Genomic DNA, 18,667 nt, shown 5'->3' on the forward strand with positions numbered 1-18,667 from the left:
CGAATAGTCCCAACAGTTCATTAGTTTTTGTCCCAAACGGGTCTGCCGGGCAGGGTATGTTTTTCAATAATGCGCTGCCCCTCTTTTTTAACGCTGCCCCTCTTTTTAAAAGAATACAATGCATCGCTCGCAAAGGCCCGCATACGCTGAATGTCTATTATCGGTTTCGGATAATCTACACCTAGAGTGAAGTTCAAAAATTGAAGTTCCATCTCCGGAATAAGCCACGGCTCATGAATGTAGGCACTTGGAAGTTTTGCAAGCTCGGGAACCCATTTTTTGATAAAAACGCCCTCTGGATCATGTTCCCTGCTGTTTTTGACAGGATTGTATATGCGTATGGTGTTTACACCAGTCTCCCCCGATTGCATGTTCAATTGGGGAAAGTGGATACCCGGTTCAAAATCAAGAAAGTGCTGCGCCAAATGTTCGGTACAATCCTGCCAAGGTTGCCATAACAAATGGGTAAAGAAGGAGGCTAGCATCGCCCGTAGCCGAAAATTCACGAACCCCGTGGTCATCAGACAGCGCATGGCGGCATCTACCAACGGGACACCAGTTTGCCCTTCTCGCCATGCCTTTTGCAGCTCTGGTCTGACTTTTTTTATGAGTTGGTGGTACCCTGCATTTACACTCTGAAACTCCATCCCGATTTCCATTTCAAACTTTTGAATGAAATGTGCCTGCCAGCGCATCCGGGATAAAAAGGAGCTTAGGTTTCTTTTGGAACCAATATGCTTTTTATGTGATGCGGCATATTTGCAGACTTGGCGGGTGCTTAAATTTCCCCAGGCCAAATAAGGGGAAAGCCTGCTGCTGTACAAACGAGATGTCGCAGGTTTCGAATAGTGGGTATTGTAGCCTTTGATGCGATTCGTTAGAAAAGTATCCAGGTATTTTTTGGCCTGTGTTGTTCCCCCACGCTGCAGATGTGTAGAAACTGGGGTTAGCAATGAAACGAGTTTAAAAAGCGGTACAAAATCTTCTGCTATCTCCGAACTTGTATAGAAATGACCATCCCCCATTAGGGGGATGGCTATTGGCCGATTCATAAAATCGACCCAATTGTTTTTCCACTCCCTGCGGTTCTGGATGCCACGGAGCACCCCGTTCTGTACACTTTCTTCCCAGGCTATTCGGTGACTTCTGCACCATTTGGCCACGCTCTTGTCGCGGTCATAGGTCATTTGCATACCGGTTTCCTGATACGAAAAGAGAGTAGAGATGGGTTCGATTCGATGCAGTTTTTCAAATAGCGTAATAACCTCTTCCTGAACAACAAGGATTTCAGTATCAAAAGGTTCTAGTTGGCGCTGGAGGTCTTCTAAACTCTGTTTTATAAAATCAACATGTTTGCTACTGTAATGTTGGTCGTTCAGCCAGAGAGGTTCAAAACTATAGACAAGTAGTGTTTTTTGCCCTGAAGCTATGGCTCTCACCAAGGGTTCATGATCTACTAGACGCAAATCTCTTTTTAACCAGACCAATACCATTAGGAGACGGCGTCTTTGTATGTTTTTAGACAGCGTTCCCGTGCCTCTTTATGATCTACCATCTTGTCCGGGTAGGAGAGCTCCTGCAATTCCGGGACCCATTTATTTATATATTCTTTTTGTTTATCGAATTTATCGACTTGGGTCATAGGATTAAAGATTCGGAAATACGGGGCAGCATCTACACCGCTACCAGCGGCCCATTGCCAATTTCCGACATTGGAACTCATTTCGTAATCTAACAATTTTTCCGCAAAGTAGGCTTCGCCCCAACGCCAATCGATGAGCAGGTGTTTGCACAAGAAGCTGGCCACAAGCATACGTACGCGATTGTGCATATAGCCAGTGGCGTTCAATTCCCGCATTCCGGCATCTACTAGTGCGTATCCCGTTTGACCGTTTTTCCATTTTTCGAATTCGTCCTCATTGTTCCTCCATTCGATGCGGTCGTATTTCGACCGAAAGGCTTCGTTTCGGGTACGGGGGAAGTGCCATAGGATTTGCATGAAAAATTCACGCCAGATCAATTCGCTCCAAAAGACCTCGTTTTGTTCGGATATCGCTTTCTTCATCATTTTACGCACCGAAGCGGTGCCGAACCTGAGATGGGGCCCTAATCTGGAAGTTCCGTTCTCTTTTGCAGGAAAATTCCTGGTATCCTCGTAATTTTCAATGAGTGTCGGAGTGACCGTATAGTCGGGCACCTTGATCGAGGCGGTCTCAAAGCCCATATCCGAAAGGGACAGGTTGGGCAAATGAGAATGTTCGATAAGGTTTTCCAGATACTGGCTGGTGTAATGTATGACGAGATGTTCATCGGGGTTAAAGGCGCCTTTCCATTTGTTTTTATATGGCGTATAGACCACATAAGGGTCGCCGTCGTCTTTGACAACTTCCTTCTTTTCAAAAATCACCTGGTCCTTAAAGGTTAGAAATTCAACATCGGCATCCTTTAGCAGCTTTGAAATTTTCTCATCCCTCTTTTTAGCATAAGGCTCATAGTCTCTGTTAGTATATACAGCCTGAACGCTATACTCCTTCAGCAGGTCGGAGAAGATGCTCTCGGGGGTGCCGTAGTACAGTGCCAATGAACTATCATACTCTTCCTGTAATTGACCACGCATGCTTTGCAGCGTATCGTGAATGAATGTGACCCTTGCATCATCCTTTGGTAAATCATCCAAAATTTCCTTGTCGAAGATGAATATGGGAAGTACGGGCGAATCGCCTTTGAGCGACGCCAAAAATCCTACGTTATCATCCAACCGCAAATCCCTACGGAACCAAAAAATCGAAACTTTTTTACTCATGTGAACCAATATCTTTTTATCAAATGCTTTTATGCCCTTAAACAGACCGTCGTTTATCTACAATAAAAATTCTATGTAACGTTCAAACTTCCTATGCCCCCATTTACACCGACAACTTGTCCCGTCATCCACGTGCTTTCGTCACCGAGTAAAAAGATAGCGATGTTGGCAATATCGGAAGCGTTACCCACGCGTTTAAGCGGATGTCGTTCGGCCATCATTTCTTTCTTTTTGTCATTGTTCAATAGTCGTCCGGCAAGCGGTGTATCCACTAAGGACGGCGCAACAACATTTACTCTTAATTTAGGTGCATATTCGGCTGCCATTGATTTGGCAAAGCCCTCAATTGCGCCTTTCGCGGCAGCCACGCTTGTATGAAATGGCATTCCCGTACCAACCGCTACGGTACTAAAGAACACCATGCTCGCGCCATCGGACATTTTTGGGATAATATCTTTTACACAGCGCACCAAACTAAAAAAATTGATTTGCATGTCCTCGTTAAAGGTATCCATAGACATCATTTTAAAAGGCTTTAGATTGATACTGCCCGGGCAATAGGCAAATCCGTGCAATTCTTCCGGAAGTTTGGAAGTGTCCAACTCATCGGTAAGGGCGTCAAAGGGAATATGTGTGACGTCAAGTGCGCCAAGTTCATCTTTAGTACGTGAGGCGATATATACATTGTTCGTTTTGGATAGTTCTCTGGCCATAGAAAGGCCGATACCGTGGGAACCGCCAATTAGTAGTATGTTTTTGCTCATAATGTTTAAAAGGATTTAAATTTTAGAATTTTCTCTCTTCCCGGTATGGTACCGAAAAGTTCAATTAGTTTTTGTTCGCGAAACGCAAAAATTTGTTCAAGTTGATTTTTTACCAGTAGGGGATGGGCGAGTTGACCAAGTATACCAAGAGGTAGCTTATAATCGATGATGTCCTCCATCTCAACCCCGCCGTCAATGGCTTTGATAAAATGTTTATGATGCCAAAGCGCATAGGGCCCATAGCGTTGCTCGTCAACAAAATATTCACCTTCTTTCACATGGGTGATTTCCGAAACCCATTTGGTGCTGTAAAATGGGAAAGGACTTACTTTATATTGAATGATTTGTCCAGCGAACATGGGTCTATCAGCTCCGGACAAAATAGTAAAACCCATATCGTCGGGAGTGATATTCGCTAAATTGGCGGGATTTGAGAGAAAATCCCATGCCACCTGCTGCGAAACGGGAATGGACTGTATAGCGTGTAGTTGGTACAACTTCATTTGTGTGTTTCAACAAATATAACGGCAATATTGTCTAACATAAACATATTATTGTTAAACAAATAGTAAAAATTTCGTTTGAGTCAATTTTTTTTAAAAGTGTTGTCCACTTAAATCGTGTTGAGCCGATTGAAATAAAGTTTCTATCTAATTTCTATTTCGTACTTTTCCCTTTAAATCTTATGAAAGCGCTACTTATCACATATCTACTCTGTGTCACGTTTTTGCTTAACGCCCAAACGGAGGTTGTGCAACTTGGCGAGCTGCCCGAGGAGGTGTATGAAACTTCTGGGCTCATCGTATACAATGAAAATCTGATTACTCATAACGATTCCGGTAACGCGGCCGAACTCTACGAAATCGACACCTTGAGCTTGTCGGTGACACGCACGGTGCTTATCTCAAATGCGGAAAACGTAGATTGGGAAGACATCGACCAAGATGAAGATTACATCTACATTGCCGATTTTGGAAATACGCTAGGCACACGGCAAAATTTGAAGATTTATCGGGTCGCAAAGACTGCATATGACGCTTCTGACGCCGTAACTGCCGAAGAAATCGGATTTGTTTACGAGGATCAAACCGATTTTACCGACAATGGCTTTAGCGATTGGGATGCCGAGGCACTTTTCGTGTTGGACGAGCAACTAATCATTCTAACCAAGCAATGGCAATCTAATAATACCGTGGCCTATTCGCTAGCAAAGACTCCAGGGAATCATATCGCCCAGCGATTGGATGAATATGCCATAAACGGACTCGTAACTGGTGCCACCTACAACACGCAGAGCCAAGTACTGTATATAATAGGATACAACTCGCTTCTTAGGGCTTTTATAAATCGGGTGGAAAATCCTACTACAACCACAATTTTTAGTGGGAGCAAGGGAAGGTTGAATACCGATATCGGTTTTGCGCAGATTGAAGGAATTACCTATACCGGAGCAAATAGTTACTTCATTTCTTCTGAACGATTCAGTGATGCAGAACGCGGTATTACACTCCCGTCATTACTCTTCAGCGTTACCACCAATGATACCATACCGAATGAACCAGAGCCGGAACCAGAACCTGATGGCGACGACCCGTTCGTACTTTTTCGCCAATTCGATTCCCATGAGTTGCGCTATCATTTAAATCCAGATAGACCTGTTTTGGGTTGGGCTATTTTCGATAGTTCCGGAAGGCGTGTTCTTTTCGAAGATAAAAACATAACGGAGATTGCGCCCATCGATATTTCTGCCTTACATCCGGCCATCTACTATTTTAACCTCTCACTGGCAGGTGAAACGATAGCACTACCTTTTGCCGTTGATTAGGGGTGAAAACGAGTTTATTTAGGATTTTATTAACAAAGCACACCTAGGTTTATCTCTAGTTTTGTCAAAACTTTAAAACCTTTATACCAATGAAAAAATTATCACTTTTTGTATTCGCGTTGGCCCTTGCTTTTTCGGTGCAGGCGCAGATCAACACACCGGCACCTAGTCCTGCTGCGAAAATCGAGCAGAAAGTAGGCTTGACCGATGTGACCGTAGATTATTCACGTCCCTCTATGCGCGGACGCACCATTTTTGGCGATTTGGTACCTTATGACAAATTGTGGCGAACTGGAGCAAATGGCTATACCTTGGTCTCTTTTAGCGATGATGTTAAAATTGACGGTCAGGACGTTAAAGCAGGTACGTACTCCGTATTCACGAAACCCGGAAAAGAATCCTGGGAAGTTTTCTTTTATACCGATACGCAGGGCGGCGGTACTCCGGCCGAATGGGACGAGGCCAAAGTAGTTGCTAAAACTACGGCTAAAGTATGGCCGATGGAGATGCCAGTGGAAACCTTTACCATTACCATTGACGACCTTCATAATGGTGGTGCTACCTTGGGTATGCTTTGGGAAAAAGCCTATGTAGGCGTAAAATTCGAAGTACCGACCGATGAAGCTGTAATGAAAAATATCGATCAAGCTTTGGGCGGCCCTTCTGCTAATGACTACTATGCCGCATCGGTATATTATTTGGAGCAAGGGAAGGATATCTCCAAGGCCAAGGAATGGATGGATAAGTCCATGTCCATGACCGAGGAGCCTCGCTTCTGGCAATTGCGCCAACAATCGCTGATCTATGCAAAAGCTGGAGACAAGAAAGAAGCTATTGCCACTGCCAAAAAGTCTTTGGAAGCGGCAAAGGCGGCTGGTAACGACGACTACGTGAAAATGAATACCGACTCCTTAAAAGAATGGGGAGCGATGTAATCTTCTTCAAATACCAATTAGAATGGAAACCCGCAGGAAATTGCGGGTTTTTTTTAACTTTTTTTTTGGAATGGAATAGCCGACTATTCTATGGTAACCAAACAATTTCGGATTAACTTTGCAAGTCCGAATGATTTCGTCGAACAATTAAAGTTATTGGCGAATTTCAGGTAGGGCGACTTTGGAAAAAGTTACTTTAGCCGTCATTCGAATAGTCTATAAAAAATAATGCTGAAAGACATCCTTGTAGCTATGTTGTGGAGTATTTCGCCATTTGGGGAGGCCAAAGTCGGTATCCCATATGGTATGCTTCAGGGTGCGAATATCTATCTGGTATTCGTCGCTTGTCTGGCGGCGAACATCTTAGTCTTTCCATTGATGATGTTCTTCCTGCATTCTTCCAACAGGCAGCTGCTCCGTTGGGCGCCCTATAAAAAAGCGGCTTTTTATATCGCGCGCAGAACCAAAACTAATTCAGGGGCCAAAATCAAGAAATATGGTTTCTGGGGCTTATTGTTCTTTGTGATGATTCCCTTGCCAGGAACAGGTGTGTATGTGGGCAGTATCGCAACCTATCTTTTTAGAATCGAGACCAGTAAGGCATTTATGGCGAATGTCATCGGCATTTTCTTCTCCTCCGTAATTATCTGGGTGATGACCTTATTGACCATGAAGGGGATGGCCTAACGCTTCACAACCCTACGGACCTAAAGATTGGTTTCTTTCGTATAAGCCGACTCCCCTTATTTTCTGACGCAGACGAATCATTCGGTCATCTGGCGATAATCTTTAATCAGTAAAGTTCCGACCCATAAATTCCAGTACTCGCAACTATTTGGCTTCCGCCGGGGGTTTGCCCAACATCCGGTCCAATCCTTCGAAAGCAATAGCCAAAAGAATCACAAGTACAGATCCTAGGGCATTTAACCACAAATAACCTAGTTTCTCTTCTCCTGCCGGGTAGATGAAGATGAGGAAGTAGAAGACGATAAAAATGATCAACTGTGTAAGTATTGCGGCAAAGAATACCGCATTACCCTTGACGAATTTAAGGAAGAATGCCAACAAGAAAATACCGAGCACATTGCCGTAGAATACCGAGCCGATAATATTCACCAGTTGGATCAGGTTGTCGAATAGATTAGCAACGCAGGCAATCAAAATCGCGATAATACCCCATAAGAGCGTAAAGCCTTTTGAGGCCAGCACATAATGTTTTTCACCCAAATCTATTTTTCCTTTATTTCGCTTGTAGACATCCAAAGCGGTTATAGTACCCAAGGCATTCAGTTCCGAGGCTGTCGAAGACATAGCCGCCGAAAGAATGACCGCCAGGAGGAGCCCAATAAGTCCACGTGGTAGGTTGTTCAGGATAAAATGGATGAATACATAATCCTTATCATTGGTTTCTGCGGTATCATCGGCCTTTGTGATAAGGGCTTTGGCGTTGTCCCGATTGGTACGATCCTTCTTATTGATCTCGATAATATGCATCTTGGCCGCCTCAATTTCGTTGTAATCCTTCAATTCCAAGGCTCCTGAAAACTTGTTCTGGGCGATTCTTTTCTCGATTTCCAGATTACGCTGTTCTTCTTCCAATAATTTATAGTCGTTCGCATAGTCCGAATTCATTACTTTTTCGGTTGAAGAAGGATTGAAATTCAATGGGGAAGGATTGTATTGGTAATACACGAAAACCATTACCCCGACGAGAAGAATGAAAAACTGCATCGGAATTTTTAAAATACCGTTGAAAATCAGTCCCAACTGACTTTCCCGAAGCGATTTTCCCGAGAGGTAGCGCTGCACTTGGCTTTGGTCCGTTCCAAAATAGGCAAGCATCAAAAAGAAACCACCGGTAATTCCGCTCCAGAACGTATAGCGACTTTTGGGATCAAAACTAAAATCCAAAATATTGAGCTTGTCGCTCGCCCCTGCAATTTTAAGTGCTTTGCTAAAGGTAATGTCTTCGGGTAGGTAACCCAGGATATAAAAGAAGGTGATGAACATACCACCCATAATAATGAACATCTGTTGCTTTTGGGTGACACTAACTGCATTGGTGCCACCGGAAACGGTATAAATGATGACCAATGTGCCAATAATTATATTCAATAGGCGTAAATCCCATCCCAATATCGCCGAGAGAATGATCGACGGAGCGAAAATGGTAATTCCTGCGGCAAGGCCCCGCTGTATTAGAAACAGGATGGCGGCCAGTGAGCGCGTTTTGAGGTCGAACCGATTTTCAAGAAATTCGTAAGCGGTATATACCTTTAACTTGTGATAGATAGGGAGGAAAACCAAGCAGATAACGATCATGGCCAAGGGTAGCCCGAAGTAGAATTGAACGAATCCCATGCCATCGTGAAAAGCTTGGCCAGGCGTCGACAAAAAAGTAATGGCGCTGGCCTGAGTGGCCATTACCGAGAGGCCAATGGTCCACCAGGGCGATTTGTTACCACCCCGAACGTAGTCATCTACATTCTGGCTTCCCTGGGTTTTCCAGACACCATAGGATACAATAAATATGAGCGTTCCGCAGAGTATTGTCCAATCGAGTGCTCCCATTGAACTTATTTAAATTTCTGGCGTAACCCCGCACTACTCCGGTAAGGGGCGAGTAGGAAGAAATCCGTTGCTGAAAGACGAGGTTGCAATAGGTTCATTAGCTGAATGATGACATGATGTAATTAAATAAAAATAAATATAGGATATTCAGCATCAATACCAAGGTATATTCCTTTTTCCATGTATACTTGTCCTGCATCTTATCCTTTTACTTTTTCGGTTATTTCTACTTTTTCCTTTCCCAAGGAAACCATATTGGCGAAGAGTTTGTAGGCCCCCGTTACCCCCGCCGGTAGTTCTCTAAAGAAACTAAGCCCGGTATACATATAATTTCCTTTTCCGTAAGGCGCTACCAGGAGGCTTCCTTTGGTTGGGGATTCTCCGGAATCTTTCATCGATAGTATCGGGGTAAATGCCCCGTCCCATTCATTAGGGAAATACAGACCCCGTTCTTGAACCCAACCGTCAAAGTCAGCTTCAGTAATTTTGTTGGGAAAATTAACCAAGGAATGGTTATCGGCTACGATCTTGACTTCAGAGTTCTCATCGGTCACGCGATCACGGGAAAGGATGAGCGGGTAGGGGGCAATATCATCGAATTGCTTGTCCCACCTTCCGGCAGTATTATATTGAATGATAAGGTTACCGCCATTTTCAACATAATCGATTAGGTATTTTTGCTTGAATTTGAGTTCCGGAACCACATTATACGCGCGTATTCCGGTTACTACGGCATCGTATTTTGCCAGTGAACCTTTGGTAATAGTTGCCGGATCGATAAGATGTACCGTATACCCTATTTGTTTTAAACTTGTAGGCACATCGTCCCCCGCCCCAACAATATAACCGATATTTTGGCCCAACTTTTGGATGTCGAGTCGAACAACTTTCGTCTCTGAGGGTAGCAAGATCGATTGTTTGGGCACGTGGTCGTAATTGATTTCAACCAGCTCTTTTGTTATTTCCTGTCCATCTATCTTTACAAGGGGTGAAATGTAGCTTTCCTCCTCATAGTCAGGTGGTGTTAAGGTGAAAATCAAGGTTTGTTGGTCTCCTTTTTTCAGAATTTCGAATGCTTTGGTCTCTGTTTCTACCGTCCATCCTTTGGTAGAGCGAAACACAACCTCTCCTTGCGCACTGTCTTTATGTGCTTTTACCGTAACAGGGATTTGCTTGGGCGTTCCATCGGAAAAAATCAAAACCTTATCCTTGAAACTTGCCGTTGCATGGGGCAATACCTCAAAAGGCTCGTATAGTTCCCCTTTGTCGTTTTTGGCAAAGCGATGCACCACCTCCTTTTCAAGACTCATGATATAACCGTCAAAATCGAGTTCAAACTGCGCAAAAAAGGCCCTTGGCGTTTCTGGTTTGCCGATGAGCGACGGGTCGGTCACTTTATACATGCCCAGACTTCCTTTCTCGTTCAACCAATAGGGACTAGTGAATTCCGTAGTTGTCGGAACAGTGAAAGTAGTTTCCAAGGTCACTTTTTCATTGGGGATCAAAGGCTGATTTTCAGTGATTTTTTGTTCCGAATTAATGGCAACGGATTTCAGTTGGATGTTCGCAGCGCTGCGATTGATAGCTTCTATTTCAACGGCGACTTCGGCTCCTAAGTGGGCAGTTGGGACAGTTGCGGAAGCTTCCAGATACAGTCCGCATACCGAAAGTACGATTTCCTCCAACTCTTTCTTTTTGATATTTTTCCAGTGTCCATCCGGAAGCGCACTTAGCACTTTATGAGCCTTCAACAACTGCGGTAAATGTGTACTGGGTTCGTTAAAATTAAAGTTCGCTTCAACATCGACCAAAAGTTCGCCTATAGCCTTTCCGCCCTCCAATCGGGACCACGTCGTGTCGATACCATCAAAAATGTTGTTTTCGTCCTTTGGAAGGTCTCCTTTTAGTAATTCGACATACTCCTTTTGACTGCCTCGGGTGGAGAGCCGCCCAAATCCTTGACACAAATGTTGACTACTGGCCAAGGAGGCGATTTCGTTGTTGGAAACACCAAGTATGGGGTAGTAGGTACCGACATCAAAACTGAGCATGTTACTTTTATCGGCTTTCTCGAATTTCTCCTCACTCCCATAAAACCACCAAGAGGTGTTGAAAAACATCCGTTTGGGTTGCCAGGTAGAAAGGGCTTCCAATTGATCAGGGTAGGCTTTCGCGTCGCCCACCAAATCGAAGGCCTCGACACTTAAGATGGCCGATGCGGTGTGGTGACCGTGGGTGCTTCCCGGCGAGCGATGGTCAAAGCGATTGACAATAACATCGGGTTTAAACTGCCGGATGATACGCACGACATCACCGAGTACTTCCTCTTTATTCCATAAGGCAAGGGTCTCGTCCGGATGCTTGGAATAGCCAAAATCATTCGCCCTTGTAAAAAATTGCTGTCCGCCATCGATACGCCTTGCCGCCAATAGTTCTTCTGTTCTTAGCACACCCAAAAGCTCCCGTAATTCGGGCCCAATGAGATTTTGTCCACCGTCACCACGGGTTAGGGAAAGATATCCGGTTCGCGCTTTATCGTGATTGGATAGATAGGATATCAATCGCGTATTTTCGTCATCGGGGTGGGCAGCGATATAAAGGGCGGAACCTAAAAAATTGAGTTTTTGGATTGCGTGGTAAATCTCTGATGATGAAGAGTGTTTTGCCGCTTGTGCATTAGATTTTGACATGAAGCACAAAACGCAGCAAACACTAAGGATAAACAGGCGCATAAGATGTTTTTAGTTGGTTTTCAAAGATAGAAAGATAATAGCCGCAGGGTAGGGTTTTAAAATTACTTTAACAATGGCCGCTTCCGCTTGCCTACGGCAAACTTTCAAGTTGTTCTTCGACCTTGCCTTCATTCACTTGCTCGAATTGGTCTTTGAATTCCTCATTGTAGACCGATACGAGCGCCACGCCTTTTTGCAATACCAAACTATTCGGATAGGTAAGGATTTCTCCGTTCCTTTTGCGCAAGTGCAAATGAAAGGCCCTAATATCTTCGATTACGAAGATATTTTCGTTGGTCTCGGGCAGATCATTGATTTCCTTGTCCATAATACGTATCGTATTTCCTATTTTGAACGGATACGAAAAAAAGATGATGACTCCCGCGGTAATATTGCTCAGTATAGACCATTGGGCAAAAAGAGCCACGCCGATGACCGCAAAAATAGAGGAAAGCATCACCCCCAAGTCCTTGAAGTTCACACCCCAGATAAGTGTAAAAATCGCGAGGGTGGTTATGGTAAGGGCAGCGGAAAGGTATTTTACGATAAGATTGGTGCGCACTTTGTTGAATTCCCCGATTTTGCCCACCTTACGAATAGCCTTGCTGGAAAATATGTTAAAAATGAACACCACTATCAGGGTGATCAAGCTGTACAGCAATTCAGTACGATGCGCTAAAAAAAACTCTTCCATGAATTACAAACCTAAAGTGTCCCGCAAAGGTAAATAACTATTATTGTTTTGACGCCAATAAGGGGTTTTTAGCGTTTTGATTTTTTGTGCTGTTGACAGGAGTTTTTTTCTGTTCTCTCCAAACCCGCTTAAAGCATATTCGGACCATCCCTGTATTTGATAGGGGAACTCCGAATCAAAATCGATGATTAGTGTTCTTTCCAATTCGGGATATTCGATTTTATAGGACGAAATAGCGGCTTTTGTAGTTAAACTTAAAATAGCCTTATAAGCCTTTAATTCGCTATGCGACAGTCGAATGTATTCTAGGGAAGGAATAACTTCGAAAGTGCCGACCGGAAGTTCTTCGGGCTTTATCCGAATCATGTTCCACAATTCGTTTTCTAATAGATTTTTATCTAATTCGAGCTCTTGATCTCCTTCTGATTGAAAATAGGAATGGGATACAATCTCAAATTGTTCGCGGTTGTTCAGTTGTGTATACACTTGTCCGCACCATTCCTGGGCGGAGAACGACACTTTCAGCGCATGTCCGGAATCCTTCACCGGGGAGAAGGTGCTGCTCATGATGGAATAAGGGTATATTCCCGTAAGATACTTTTTGGTGCTGTTCAGTTTAAGTACGGGAACATTATCGGGCTTGTTTCCGTCAGCCTTCACCTGTTCCTCCTTTAAAAAAGGTTCCGTCACGTAGATCAAAACCGCTTTCCCATTTCGGATTTCGCCATAACGGCTTTGTTCCAGCTCGTAAGAAGTGATTTCCGCATCTCCCGCATACCAGTATTTTTTAAAGGCTTCGGAAATGGGTTTGGAGGTCTTCTCCATGCGCGATTCACTATTTACCGCTAAGTCGTCCTTCTTTTCGGGCGTTGCCTCCTTGCAGGAAACGACACTTATGAGAAGAAGTGAAGAGAGTATACGGATTAATGTTTTCATAGGATTTCCATTTTAGAATTAAAGATACCAAATACGGTTCAGCTCACCATGTTCGTTAACGTTTCATAAACCAAATGGGTCGGGAGGCCCATAACGTTGGTATAGGATCCTTGTAGTTCTTCGATGCCGATATGTCCTAGCCATTCCTGAATGCCATATGCACCTGCCTTGTCGTAAGGGGAATAGTTCTCAATGTAAAAGTTGATTTCATCATCGGTAAGTTTCTTGAATTTTACTTTGGTCGTTGCATGTACCGTCACGGAACCTTGGGCAGTGGTGAAACATACCGAGGTGATAACTTCATGCCAATCGCCGGAAAGTGTTTGAAGCATCTCAAAAGCTTCCGTTTCATCTGCTGCCTTCGCCAAAGAGGCACCATTATGCCAGACAACGGTATCGGAGGTGATCAAGATATCCTTTGGTTCTAAAGTTCCATTGAAGGGTTTCGCTTTCAATTCCGCCAAGTAATCCGATATCTCCCCGGCTTTTAGGTGGGTCGGATACACCTCCTCGATTGACTTTAAACGAATCTCATAGGGAACATCCAATTCCTCCAAAAATTGGTGCCTTCTTGGTGAGCCTGAAGCTAAGATAATATTCCTGCCTTCTAACCTTTTTTTCAACATAGGATATCAAGCATTTTGGGCATCATAATTACCGTACCAGTCGCCCCGTACTTTCAACACCTGTTCTATGACATCGCGTACACAGGCTTCACCACCATTTTTGTGGGAAATGTATTTCGCCACGGCCTTCACTTCGGGAACGGCGTCCTGCGGACAGGTAGGCAGGCCGGCGAGTTGCATCGGGGGGATGTCCGGTAGATCATCTCCCATATACAGCACATTTTTGGGGGCTATCCCCATTCTTTGTAAATATTCTTGAAAAGGCTTCTCTTTATGGTGCGCCCCAAGATAAATATCCGCGACGCCCAATCCAGCCAATCGTTCCTTCACGCCTTCGTTGGTACCTCCGGTAATGATGCAGACATTATAACCCTTTGCCAAGGCTGTTTTAAGCGCATAGCCGTCTTTTACGCTCATTTTACGCAAGAGCTCCCCATTGCCGTCGATCAAAAGGCTACCGTCTGTAAAAACGCCATCTACATCAAAAACGAAGGTGGTGATGTCCGCTAAATATTCCTTATAACTTTTCTCCATAATTTTCCTTAATTGATTCACTCAAAAGCGTGTAGATTTCTTTTTGTTTCTGATTTCCCAGTTGTTCTAAGTGCTTTGCTATGGTTTCGGTATCATTTCTCCGGGCCGGACCTGTTTGCATGCTGCTCGGCGGATGGCTTTGCACTTTTTGCGCAGTTTCTAGGATCAATGGTTTCAGAATTTCGAAAGGCACTTGATGCGCGACACAGATTTCATGCGCGATATCATATAGGTGATTCGTGAAGTTGTTCGCGAACACAGCGGCTAAATGTATTGTTTTTCGTTGCTCTGAATTTATTTCATATAGCCTGTGGGAAATCGTTTTTGCCAAGGTTGCCAGTAAGTTCAGGTTTTCTTGAGAATTGGCTTCAATACAAATCGGTACGGTCCAAAAATCAACTTTTCGCGCTTTGCTAAAAGTCTGCAGTGGGTAGAAGATACCTATGTTTTTGTTGGGTTTCAAATCGTCTATAGGAACGCTTCCCGAGGTGTGAACTATTAAGCCATTTATTTCGGTAAGTTCTTGTTTAACAGTTGAAATAGAGAGGTCATTTACTGCAATGATATAAATATCGGCTTGAGCTATCGAGCCAAAATCAGAGCTCGTATTTTCGAAGTGTTTGAGCGCCTCCTTATTTCGGCCGACGACTTGAACCACTTGAACTCTTTCAGTGGAGGAAAAGGCATCATAAAGGTGGTGGGCCATGTTGCCCGTGCCTAGGAGTACGACTCGAATCATGTTACGAAAATACAGGATAAATTATGTCCTCGAAACCTTTTGCGTATTATTAGGTACAGGTCGGGGATAAATGGTTAATTTTTTGAAAGAATATGTAGGTCCAAATCATTTAGGAATAATTAACAAAATCGTTTAACCTTTTATCCGGGTATTTGCACCCATAAAATGAGAAAAGGGCGTATTTTTGCTTGCTGAAAATCAAAGGCTTGTTGGATGTTGGAACTTCTTAAGAAATCGCTCTTTTCTACTCGTTTAATGGCCGTTCTGTTTCTGGTTTTTGCTACCTCGATGGCTTTCGGCACTTTTATCGAAAGTTCATACAGTACCGAAACTGCACGCATTTGGATTTACAATACCTGGTGGTTCGAGGCCATAATGGTATTCTTCGTCATCAATTTTATTGGCAACATGTTTCGATACCGTCTCTTTAGATGGGAGAAATGGCCCGTTTTGGTGTTGCATTTGAGTTGGATTTTAATAATCCTTGGTGCCTTCGTAACGCGCTATATCAGCTTCGAAGGGATGATGCCGATTCGAGAGGGAGAAACCGAGAAGATCTTTTATTCGGACAAAACTTATTTGACTGCATATGTGGATGGGCAAATCGATGGGGAACCAAGACGTAAGGTCCTTGAGGACGACCTTATGGTCACTCCGGAAGCCCTAAAAACGAATCTTCCGTGGAAATCCGATTACAATTCGCAAGAGTTTAAGATAGAATATGTTGATTTTATCAATGGGGCGGAAGAGGGGCTGATTCCGGATGAGAATGGTAACGAATACTTGAAAATCGTAGAGGCCGGCGATGGCCAGCGGCACGAACATTTTCTGGAGAGTGGCAAGGTGGCCAGTATTCACAACGTCCTGTTCGCTTTGAACAAATCTACCGACGGGGCCATCAACATTTTTACGACCGATAGCGTATACCAAATCAATTCGCCTTTTGAAGGGGATTTCATGCGCATGGCCGACCAAATGAAGGGCGAGGTCATTAAGGATAGCTTGCAGGAATTGCAATTGCGTTCGCTTTACAATACCGCGGGCATGCAGTTCGTGATACCCGAACCGGTGGTAAAGGGTAGGAATGGAATTGTAAAAGTACCTAGCGACAAAATTACCGAGGCAACGGCCGATGCCCTTGTCGTCAGGGTATCTTCGAATGGAGAAACCGTGGAAAAGAAATTGTTAGGGGGAAAAGGGCAAATAGGTCAGTTTACCAAAAAATTTAAGGTGGGTGGCCTAGACTTTATGCTCCGCTTTGGTCCTAAGGAGTATGAACTGCCCTTTCAGATCAAATTGAACGATTTTATCGCTGAAAAATATCCGGGAACCGAAGCCGGCTATGCTTCTTTCATGAGCAAGGTGACCATAGAGGATGAGCGCCCATTTGATTATGACATCTACATGAACAATATTCTTGACCATAAAGGGTATCGGTTTTTCCAATCCGGATTTGATCCCGATGAAAAAGGCACGAACTTATCGGTAAACCACGATCAATGGGGTACGAATATTACCTATGCTGGCTATTTCTTACTCTATGCCGGCCTTCTGGGAATTATGTTCTTTGGAAAAACACGTTTCAAAGATTTAGCGCGTTCCCTTGATAAGTTGGAGAAAAAAAAGAAAACCTTGACCACCGTTGTGATGCTGGCCATGACCCTTGGTTTATCCGCTCAGGAGCATTCGGGAGATGACGGTCACGATCATTCAACTTCAGCTACCCTGCAGGAAAATTCCACCACCGATGGAAATGACCCGGCCGAAAGCAGCTCTGTTGAGGTACATTCGCCCGACGATGGGCATGACCATTCGCAAAAGGCCCCTACGCAGCAGCAAATAGATTCCCTTTTGGAAAAGACAAAGGTTTCCGAGGAGCACGCCGCGAAGTTCGGAAAACTGATCATTCAGGACGAAGGCGGGCGCATGAAACCCATAAATACCTTTTCTTCCGAACTGTTGCGAAAATTAAGTAGAAGCGACAAATTTAATGACATGAATGCCGACCAGGTATTCCTATCAATGATGATGAGTCCGGCGTTGTGGTACAATAATGAATTCATTATTTTGGACAAAATGGCGAAAAATGACAGTATACGCCATGTCTTGGGGGTTCCGGAAGGTCAGAAATACGTAAAGGCGACGGATTTTTTCGATGAAAACGCGCGATACAAACTTGAACCGGTCTTAAGGCAGGCTACGGCGACGAACAATCCGACCAAGTTCGAGAGCGATGTCAAAGATGCCAATATTCGAATGGGTCTTTTAGATCAAGCCTTACAAGGTAGTATCGTAAAGATTTTTCCGCTGTTGAACGACGAGAACAATAAATGGATATCCGCTTTGGAATACCGCGGTGGGCAATATCAGGTCGCCGATTCGCTCTATGGGAATTTTATCAAAAATGCACTTCCCTATTATTTAACGCAGGTGCAAAAAGGAATTCAGACCGGCAATTATGAGGAAGCGGATAAGATGCTGGCCGCATTTGAACAGAATCAGAAAAATAATGGGGGAGAGGTGATGCCTTCTAAGCAAAAAGTAGAAATGGAAGTGGTCTACAATAAGCTGAATATCTTTAAGCACCTGTACCGCGCTTATGCGCTGGTGGGGATACTGATGTTCTTTGTATTGATTTTTCAGATTTTTAAGAATCGCAGTATTTGGCGTATGGCGGTCTATTTTTTTAAAGGGTGTATCATCATCCTATTTTTATGGCATACGGCCGGCCTGGTCATGCGTTGGTATATTTCGGGTCATGCTCCTTGGTCGAACGCCTATGAGAGTATCCTGTACGTAGCGTGGGCGACGATGGCCATTGGCCTTGCCTTGGGTCGGAAAAGCAATATGACCATTGCCGCCTCGGCCTTCGTGGTATCGATGTTGTTGATGATCGCGAACTGGAACTGGGTAGACCCCGCCATCGGCAACCTGGTTCCCGTTTTGGATAGTTATTGGCTTATGATTCATGTATCCGTAATCGTGGGCAGTTATGGACCGTTGGCGGTATCGATGATACTTGGCCTTGCGAGCCTCATATTGATCGTGTTGACAACTAAAAAGAACAAGTCCCGAATGGAACTCAATCTTAAAGAACTTACCGTCATCAATGAAATCGCATTGACCATCGGGTTGATCATGTTGACCATCGGAAACTTTTTGGGCGGACAATGGGCTAATGAAAGTTGGGGTAGGTATTGGGGTTGGGACCCTAAGGAAACCTGGGCGCTCATCTCCATAATGGTATACGCCTTTGTCATACACACGCGTTTAGTGCCCGGGCTTCGCGGAAAATGGACGTTCAACTTCTTAAGCGTGGTGGCATTTTACAGCATCCTGATGACGTATTTCGGCGTAAACTATTACCTCGTCGGTCTGCACAGTTACGGGCAGAGTGGTGCTGCCGCTATAACCCCGGATTACGTATGGTACATTGCTTTAGGTACTTTGATTTTTGGGGGTTTCAGTTTTTGGAGGTATCGCGTGAACTATGTGAAGTAGCACGGTT

15 protein-coding genes are annotated in these 18,667 nt (G+C 44.2%); 4 read left to right on the plus strand and 11 right to left on the minus strand.

Annotated elements, in window-relative coordinates:
* Nucleotides 1-20: 20 nt before the first annotated feature.
* From FGM00_RS06320 to FGM00_RS06335, 4 genes are all read right to left on the minus strand, one after another.
* The gene (locus tag FGM00_RS06320) at nt 21-1,493 is read right to left on the minus strand and encodes a cryptochrome/deoxyribodipyrimidine photo-lyase family protein (protein WP_138852083.1); all 1,473 of its coding nucleotides are present in this window, start codon (nt 1,491-1,493) and stop codon (nt 21-23) included.
* Nucleotides 1,493-2,803 (minus strand): cryptochrome/photolyase family protein, encoded by a 1,311-nt coding sequence (locus FGM00_RS06325; protein WP_138852084.1) that lies wholly within the window; start codon nt 2,801-2,803, stop codon nt 1,493-1,495. Before FGM00_RS06325 ends, FGM00_RS06320 begins: the two co-directional genes overlap by 1 nt.
* A 71-nt stretch (nt 2,804-2,874) precedes the next feature.
* Nucleotides 2,875-3,567 (minus strand): SDR family NAD(P)-dependent oxidoreductase, encoded by a 693-nt coding sequence (locus FGM00_RS06330; RefSeq protein WP_138852085.1) that lies wholly within the window; start codon nt 3,565-3,567, stop codon nt 2,875-2,877.
* A 5-nt stretch (nt 3,568-3,572) separates the two neighbouring features.
* Entirely contained in the window at nt 3,573-4,070 is a 498-nt protein-coding gene (locus FGM00_RS06335) for an SRPBCC family protein (RefSeq protein WP_138852086.1), read from the minus strand.
* 182 nt (nt 4,071-4,252) lie between these two features.
* Between FGM00_RS06335 and FGM00_RS06340 the strand changes: the two genes are divergently transcribed.
* The 3 genes from FGM00_RS06340 to FGM00_RS06350 all read left to right on the plus strand — a co-directional run bounded on the left by FGM00_RS06340 (nt 4,253) and on the right by FGM00_RS06350 (nt 7,014).
* Nucleotides 4,253-5,392 carry a T9SS C-terminal target domain-containing protein gene (locus FGM00_RS06340; protein ID WP_138852087.1) on the plus strand — a complete coding sequence of 380 codons (1,140 nt, stop codon included), beginning with the start codon at nt 4,253-4,255 and terminating at the stop codon, nt 5,390-5,392.
* Nucleotides 5,393-5,481: 89 nt separating this feature from the next.
* A complete protein-coding gene (locus tag FGM00_RS06345; protein ID WP_138852088.1) occupies nt 5,482-6,327 on the plus strand; it encodes a DUF2911 domain-containing protein in 846 nt (281 codons plus the stop codon).
* 228 nt (nt 6,328-6,555) lie between these two features.
* Complete coding sequence (locus FGM00_RS06350) at nt 6,556-7,014, plus strand: COG2426 family protein (protein WP_138852089.1); 459 nt, start codon at nt 6,556-6,558, stop codon at nt 7,012-7,014.
* Between the two features lie 144 nt (nt 7,015-7,158).
* Here the strand turns inward: FGM00_RS06350 and FGM00_RS06355 are convergent, their stop codons facing one another.
* The 7 genes from FGM00_RS06355 to FGM00_RS06385 form a co-directional block, all read right to left on the minus strand.
* Nucleotides 7,159-8,898, minus strand: a complete 1,740-nt coding sequence (locus FGM00_RS06355; protein WP_138852090.1) for a sodium:solute symporter family protein — start codon at nt 8,896-8,898, stop codon at nt 7,159-7,161.
* A gap of 200 nt (nt 8,899-9,098) precedes the next feature.
* Nucleotides 9,099-11,630 carry a PIG-L family deacetylase gene (locus tag FGM00_RS06360; protein ID WP_138852091.1) on the minus strand — a complete coding sequence of 844 codons (2,532 nt, stop codon included), beginning with the start codon at nt 11,628-11,630 and terminating at the stop codon, nt 9,099-9,101.
* Between the two features lie 91 nt (nt 11,631-11,721).
* Nucleotides 11,722-12,324, minus strand: coding sequence for a mechanosensitive ion channel domain-containing protein (locus tag FGM00_RS06365; RefSeq protein ID WP_138852092.1), 603 nt, complete (start codon nt 12,322-12,324; stop codon nt 11,722-11,724).
* A 3-nt stretch (nt 12,325-12,327) separates the two neighbouring features.
* Nucleotides 12,328-13,260, minus strand: a complete 933-nt coding sequence (locus FGM00_RS06370) for a septum formation inhibitor Maf (RefSeq protein WP_138852093.1) — start codon at nt 13,258-13,260, stop codon at nt 12,328-12,330.
* Nucleotides 13,261-13,298: 38 nt separating this feature from the next.
* Nucleotides 13,299-13,886 carry a Maf family nucleotide pyrophosphatase gene (locus FGM00_RS06375; RefSeq protein WP_138852094.1) on the minus strand — a complete coding sequence of 196 codons (588 nt, stop codon included), beginning with the start codon at nt 13,884-13,886 and terminating at the stop codon, nt 13,299-13,301.
* A gap of 6 nt (nt 13,887-13,892) precedes the next feature.
* Nucleotides 13,893-14,420: a KdsC family phosphatase gene (locus FGM00_RS06380; RefSeq protein WP_138852095.1), complete on the minus strand. Its 528-nt coding sequence runs from the start codon at nt 14,418-14,420 to the stop codon at nt 13,893-13,895.
* Nucleotides 14,404-15,159 (minus strand): Rossmann-like and DUF2520 domain-containing protein, encoded by a 756-nt coding sequence (locus FGM00_RS06385; RefSeq protein WP_138852096.1) that lies wholly within the window; start codon nt 15,157-15,159, stop codon nt 14,404-14,406. Before FGM00_RS06385 ends, FGM00_RS06380 begins: the two co-directional genes overlap by 17 nt.
* Nucleotides 15,160-15,372: 213 nt before the next feature.
* On the opposite strand from FGM00_RS06385, the gene FGM00_RS06390 reads away from it, so the two are divergent.
* On the plus strand, nt 15,373-18,660 hold the full coding sequence (locus FGM00_RS06390) for a cytochrome c biogenesis protein (protein WP_138852097.1): 3,288 nt from the start codon (nt 15,373-15,375) through the stop codon (nt 18,658-18,660).
* Nucleotides 18,661-18,667 lie beyond the last annotated feature (7 nt).

Source organism: Aggregatimonas sangjinii (genome assembly GCF_005943945.1).
GTDB classification, from domain to species: domain Bacteria; phylum Bacteroidota; class Bacteroidia; order Flavobacteriales; family Flavobacteriaceae; genus Pelagihabitans; species Pelagihabitans sangjinii.

Coding starts and splice junctions, on each gene's coding strand:
- FGM00_RS06320 (WP_138852083.1), bottom strand. CDS start 1,493: ATGGTATTGGTCTGGTTAAAAAGAGATTTGCGTCTAGTAGATCATGAA.
- FGM00_RS06325 (WP_138852084.1), bottom strand. CDS start 2,803: ATGAGTAAAAAAGTTTCGATTTTTTGGTTCCGTAGGGATTTGCGGTTG.
- FGM00_RS06330 (WP_138852085.1), bottom strand. CDS start 3,567: ATGAGCAAAAACATACTACTAATTGGCGGTTCCCACGGTATCGGCCTT.
- FGM00_RS06335 (WP_138852086.1), bottom strand. CDS start 4,070: ATGAAGTTGTACCAACTACACGCTATACAGTCCATTCCCGTTTCGCAG.
- FGM00_RS06340 (WP_138852087.1), top strand. CDS start 4,253: ATGAAAGCGCTACTTATCACATATCTACTCTGTGTCACGTTTTTGCTT.
- FGM00_RS06345 (WP_138852088.1), top strand. CDS start 5,482: ATGAAAAAATTATCACTTTTTGTATTCGCGTTGGCCCTTGCTTTTTCG.
- FGM00_RS06350 (WP_138852089.1), top strand. CDS start 6,556: ATGCTGAAAGACATCCTTGTAGCTATGTTGTGGAGTATTTCGCCATTT.
- FGM00_RS06355 (WP_138852090.1), bottom strand. CDS start 8,898: ATGGGAGCACTCGATTGGACAATACTCTGCGGAACGCTCATATTTATT.
- FGM00_RS06360 (WP_138852091.1), bottom strand. CDS start 11,630: ATGCGCCTGTTTATCCTTAGTGTTTGCTGCGTTTTGTGCTTCATGTCA.
- FGM00_RS06365 (WP_138852092.1), bottom strand. CDS start 12,324: ATGGAAGAGTTTTTTTTAGCGCATCGTACTGAATTGCTGTACAGCTTG.
- FGM00_RS06370 (WP_138852093.1), bottom strand. CDS start 13,260: ATGAAAACATTAATCCGTATACTCTCTTCACTTCTTCTCATAAGTGTC.
- FGM00_RS06375 (WP_138852094.1), bottom strand. CDS start 13,886: ATGTTGAAAAAAAGGTTAGAAGGCAGGAATATTATCTTAGCTTCAGGC.
- FGM00_RS06380 (WP_138852095.1), bottom strand. CDS start 14,420: ATGGAGAAAAGTTATAAGGAATATTTAGCGGACATCACCACCTTCGTT.
- FGM00_RS06385 (WP_138852096.1), bottom strand. CDS start 15,159: ATGATTCGAGTCGTACTCCTAGGCACGGGCAACATGGCCCACCACCTT.
- FGM00_RS06390 (WP_138852097.1), top strand. CDS start 15,373: ATGTTGGAACTTCTTAAGAAATCGCTCTTTTCTACTCGTTTAATGGCC.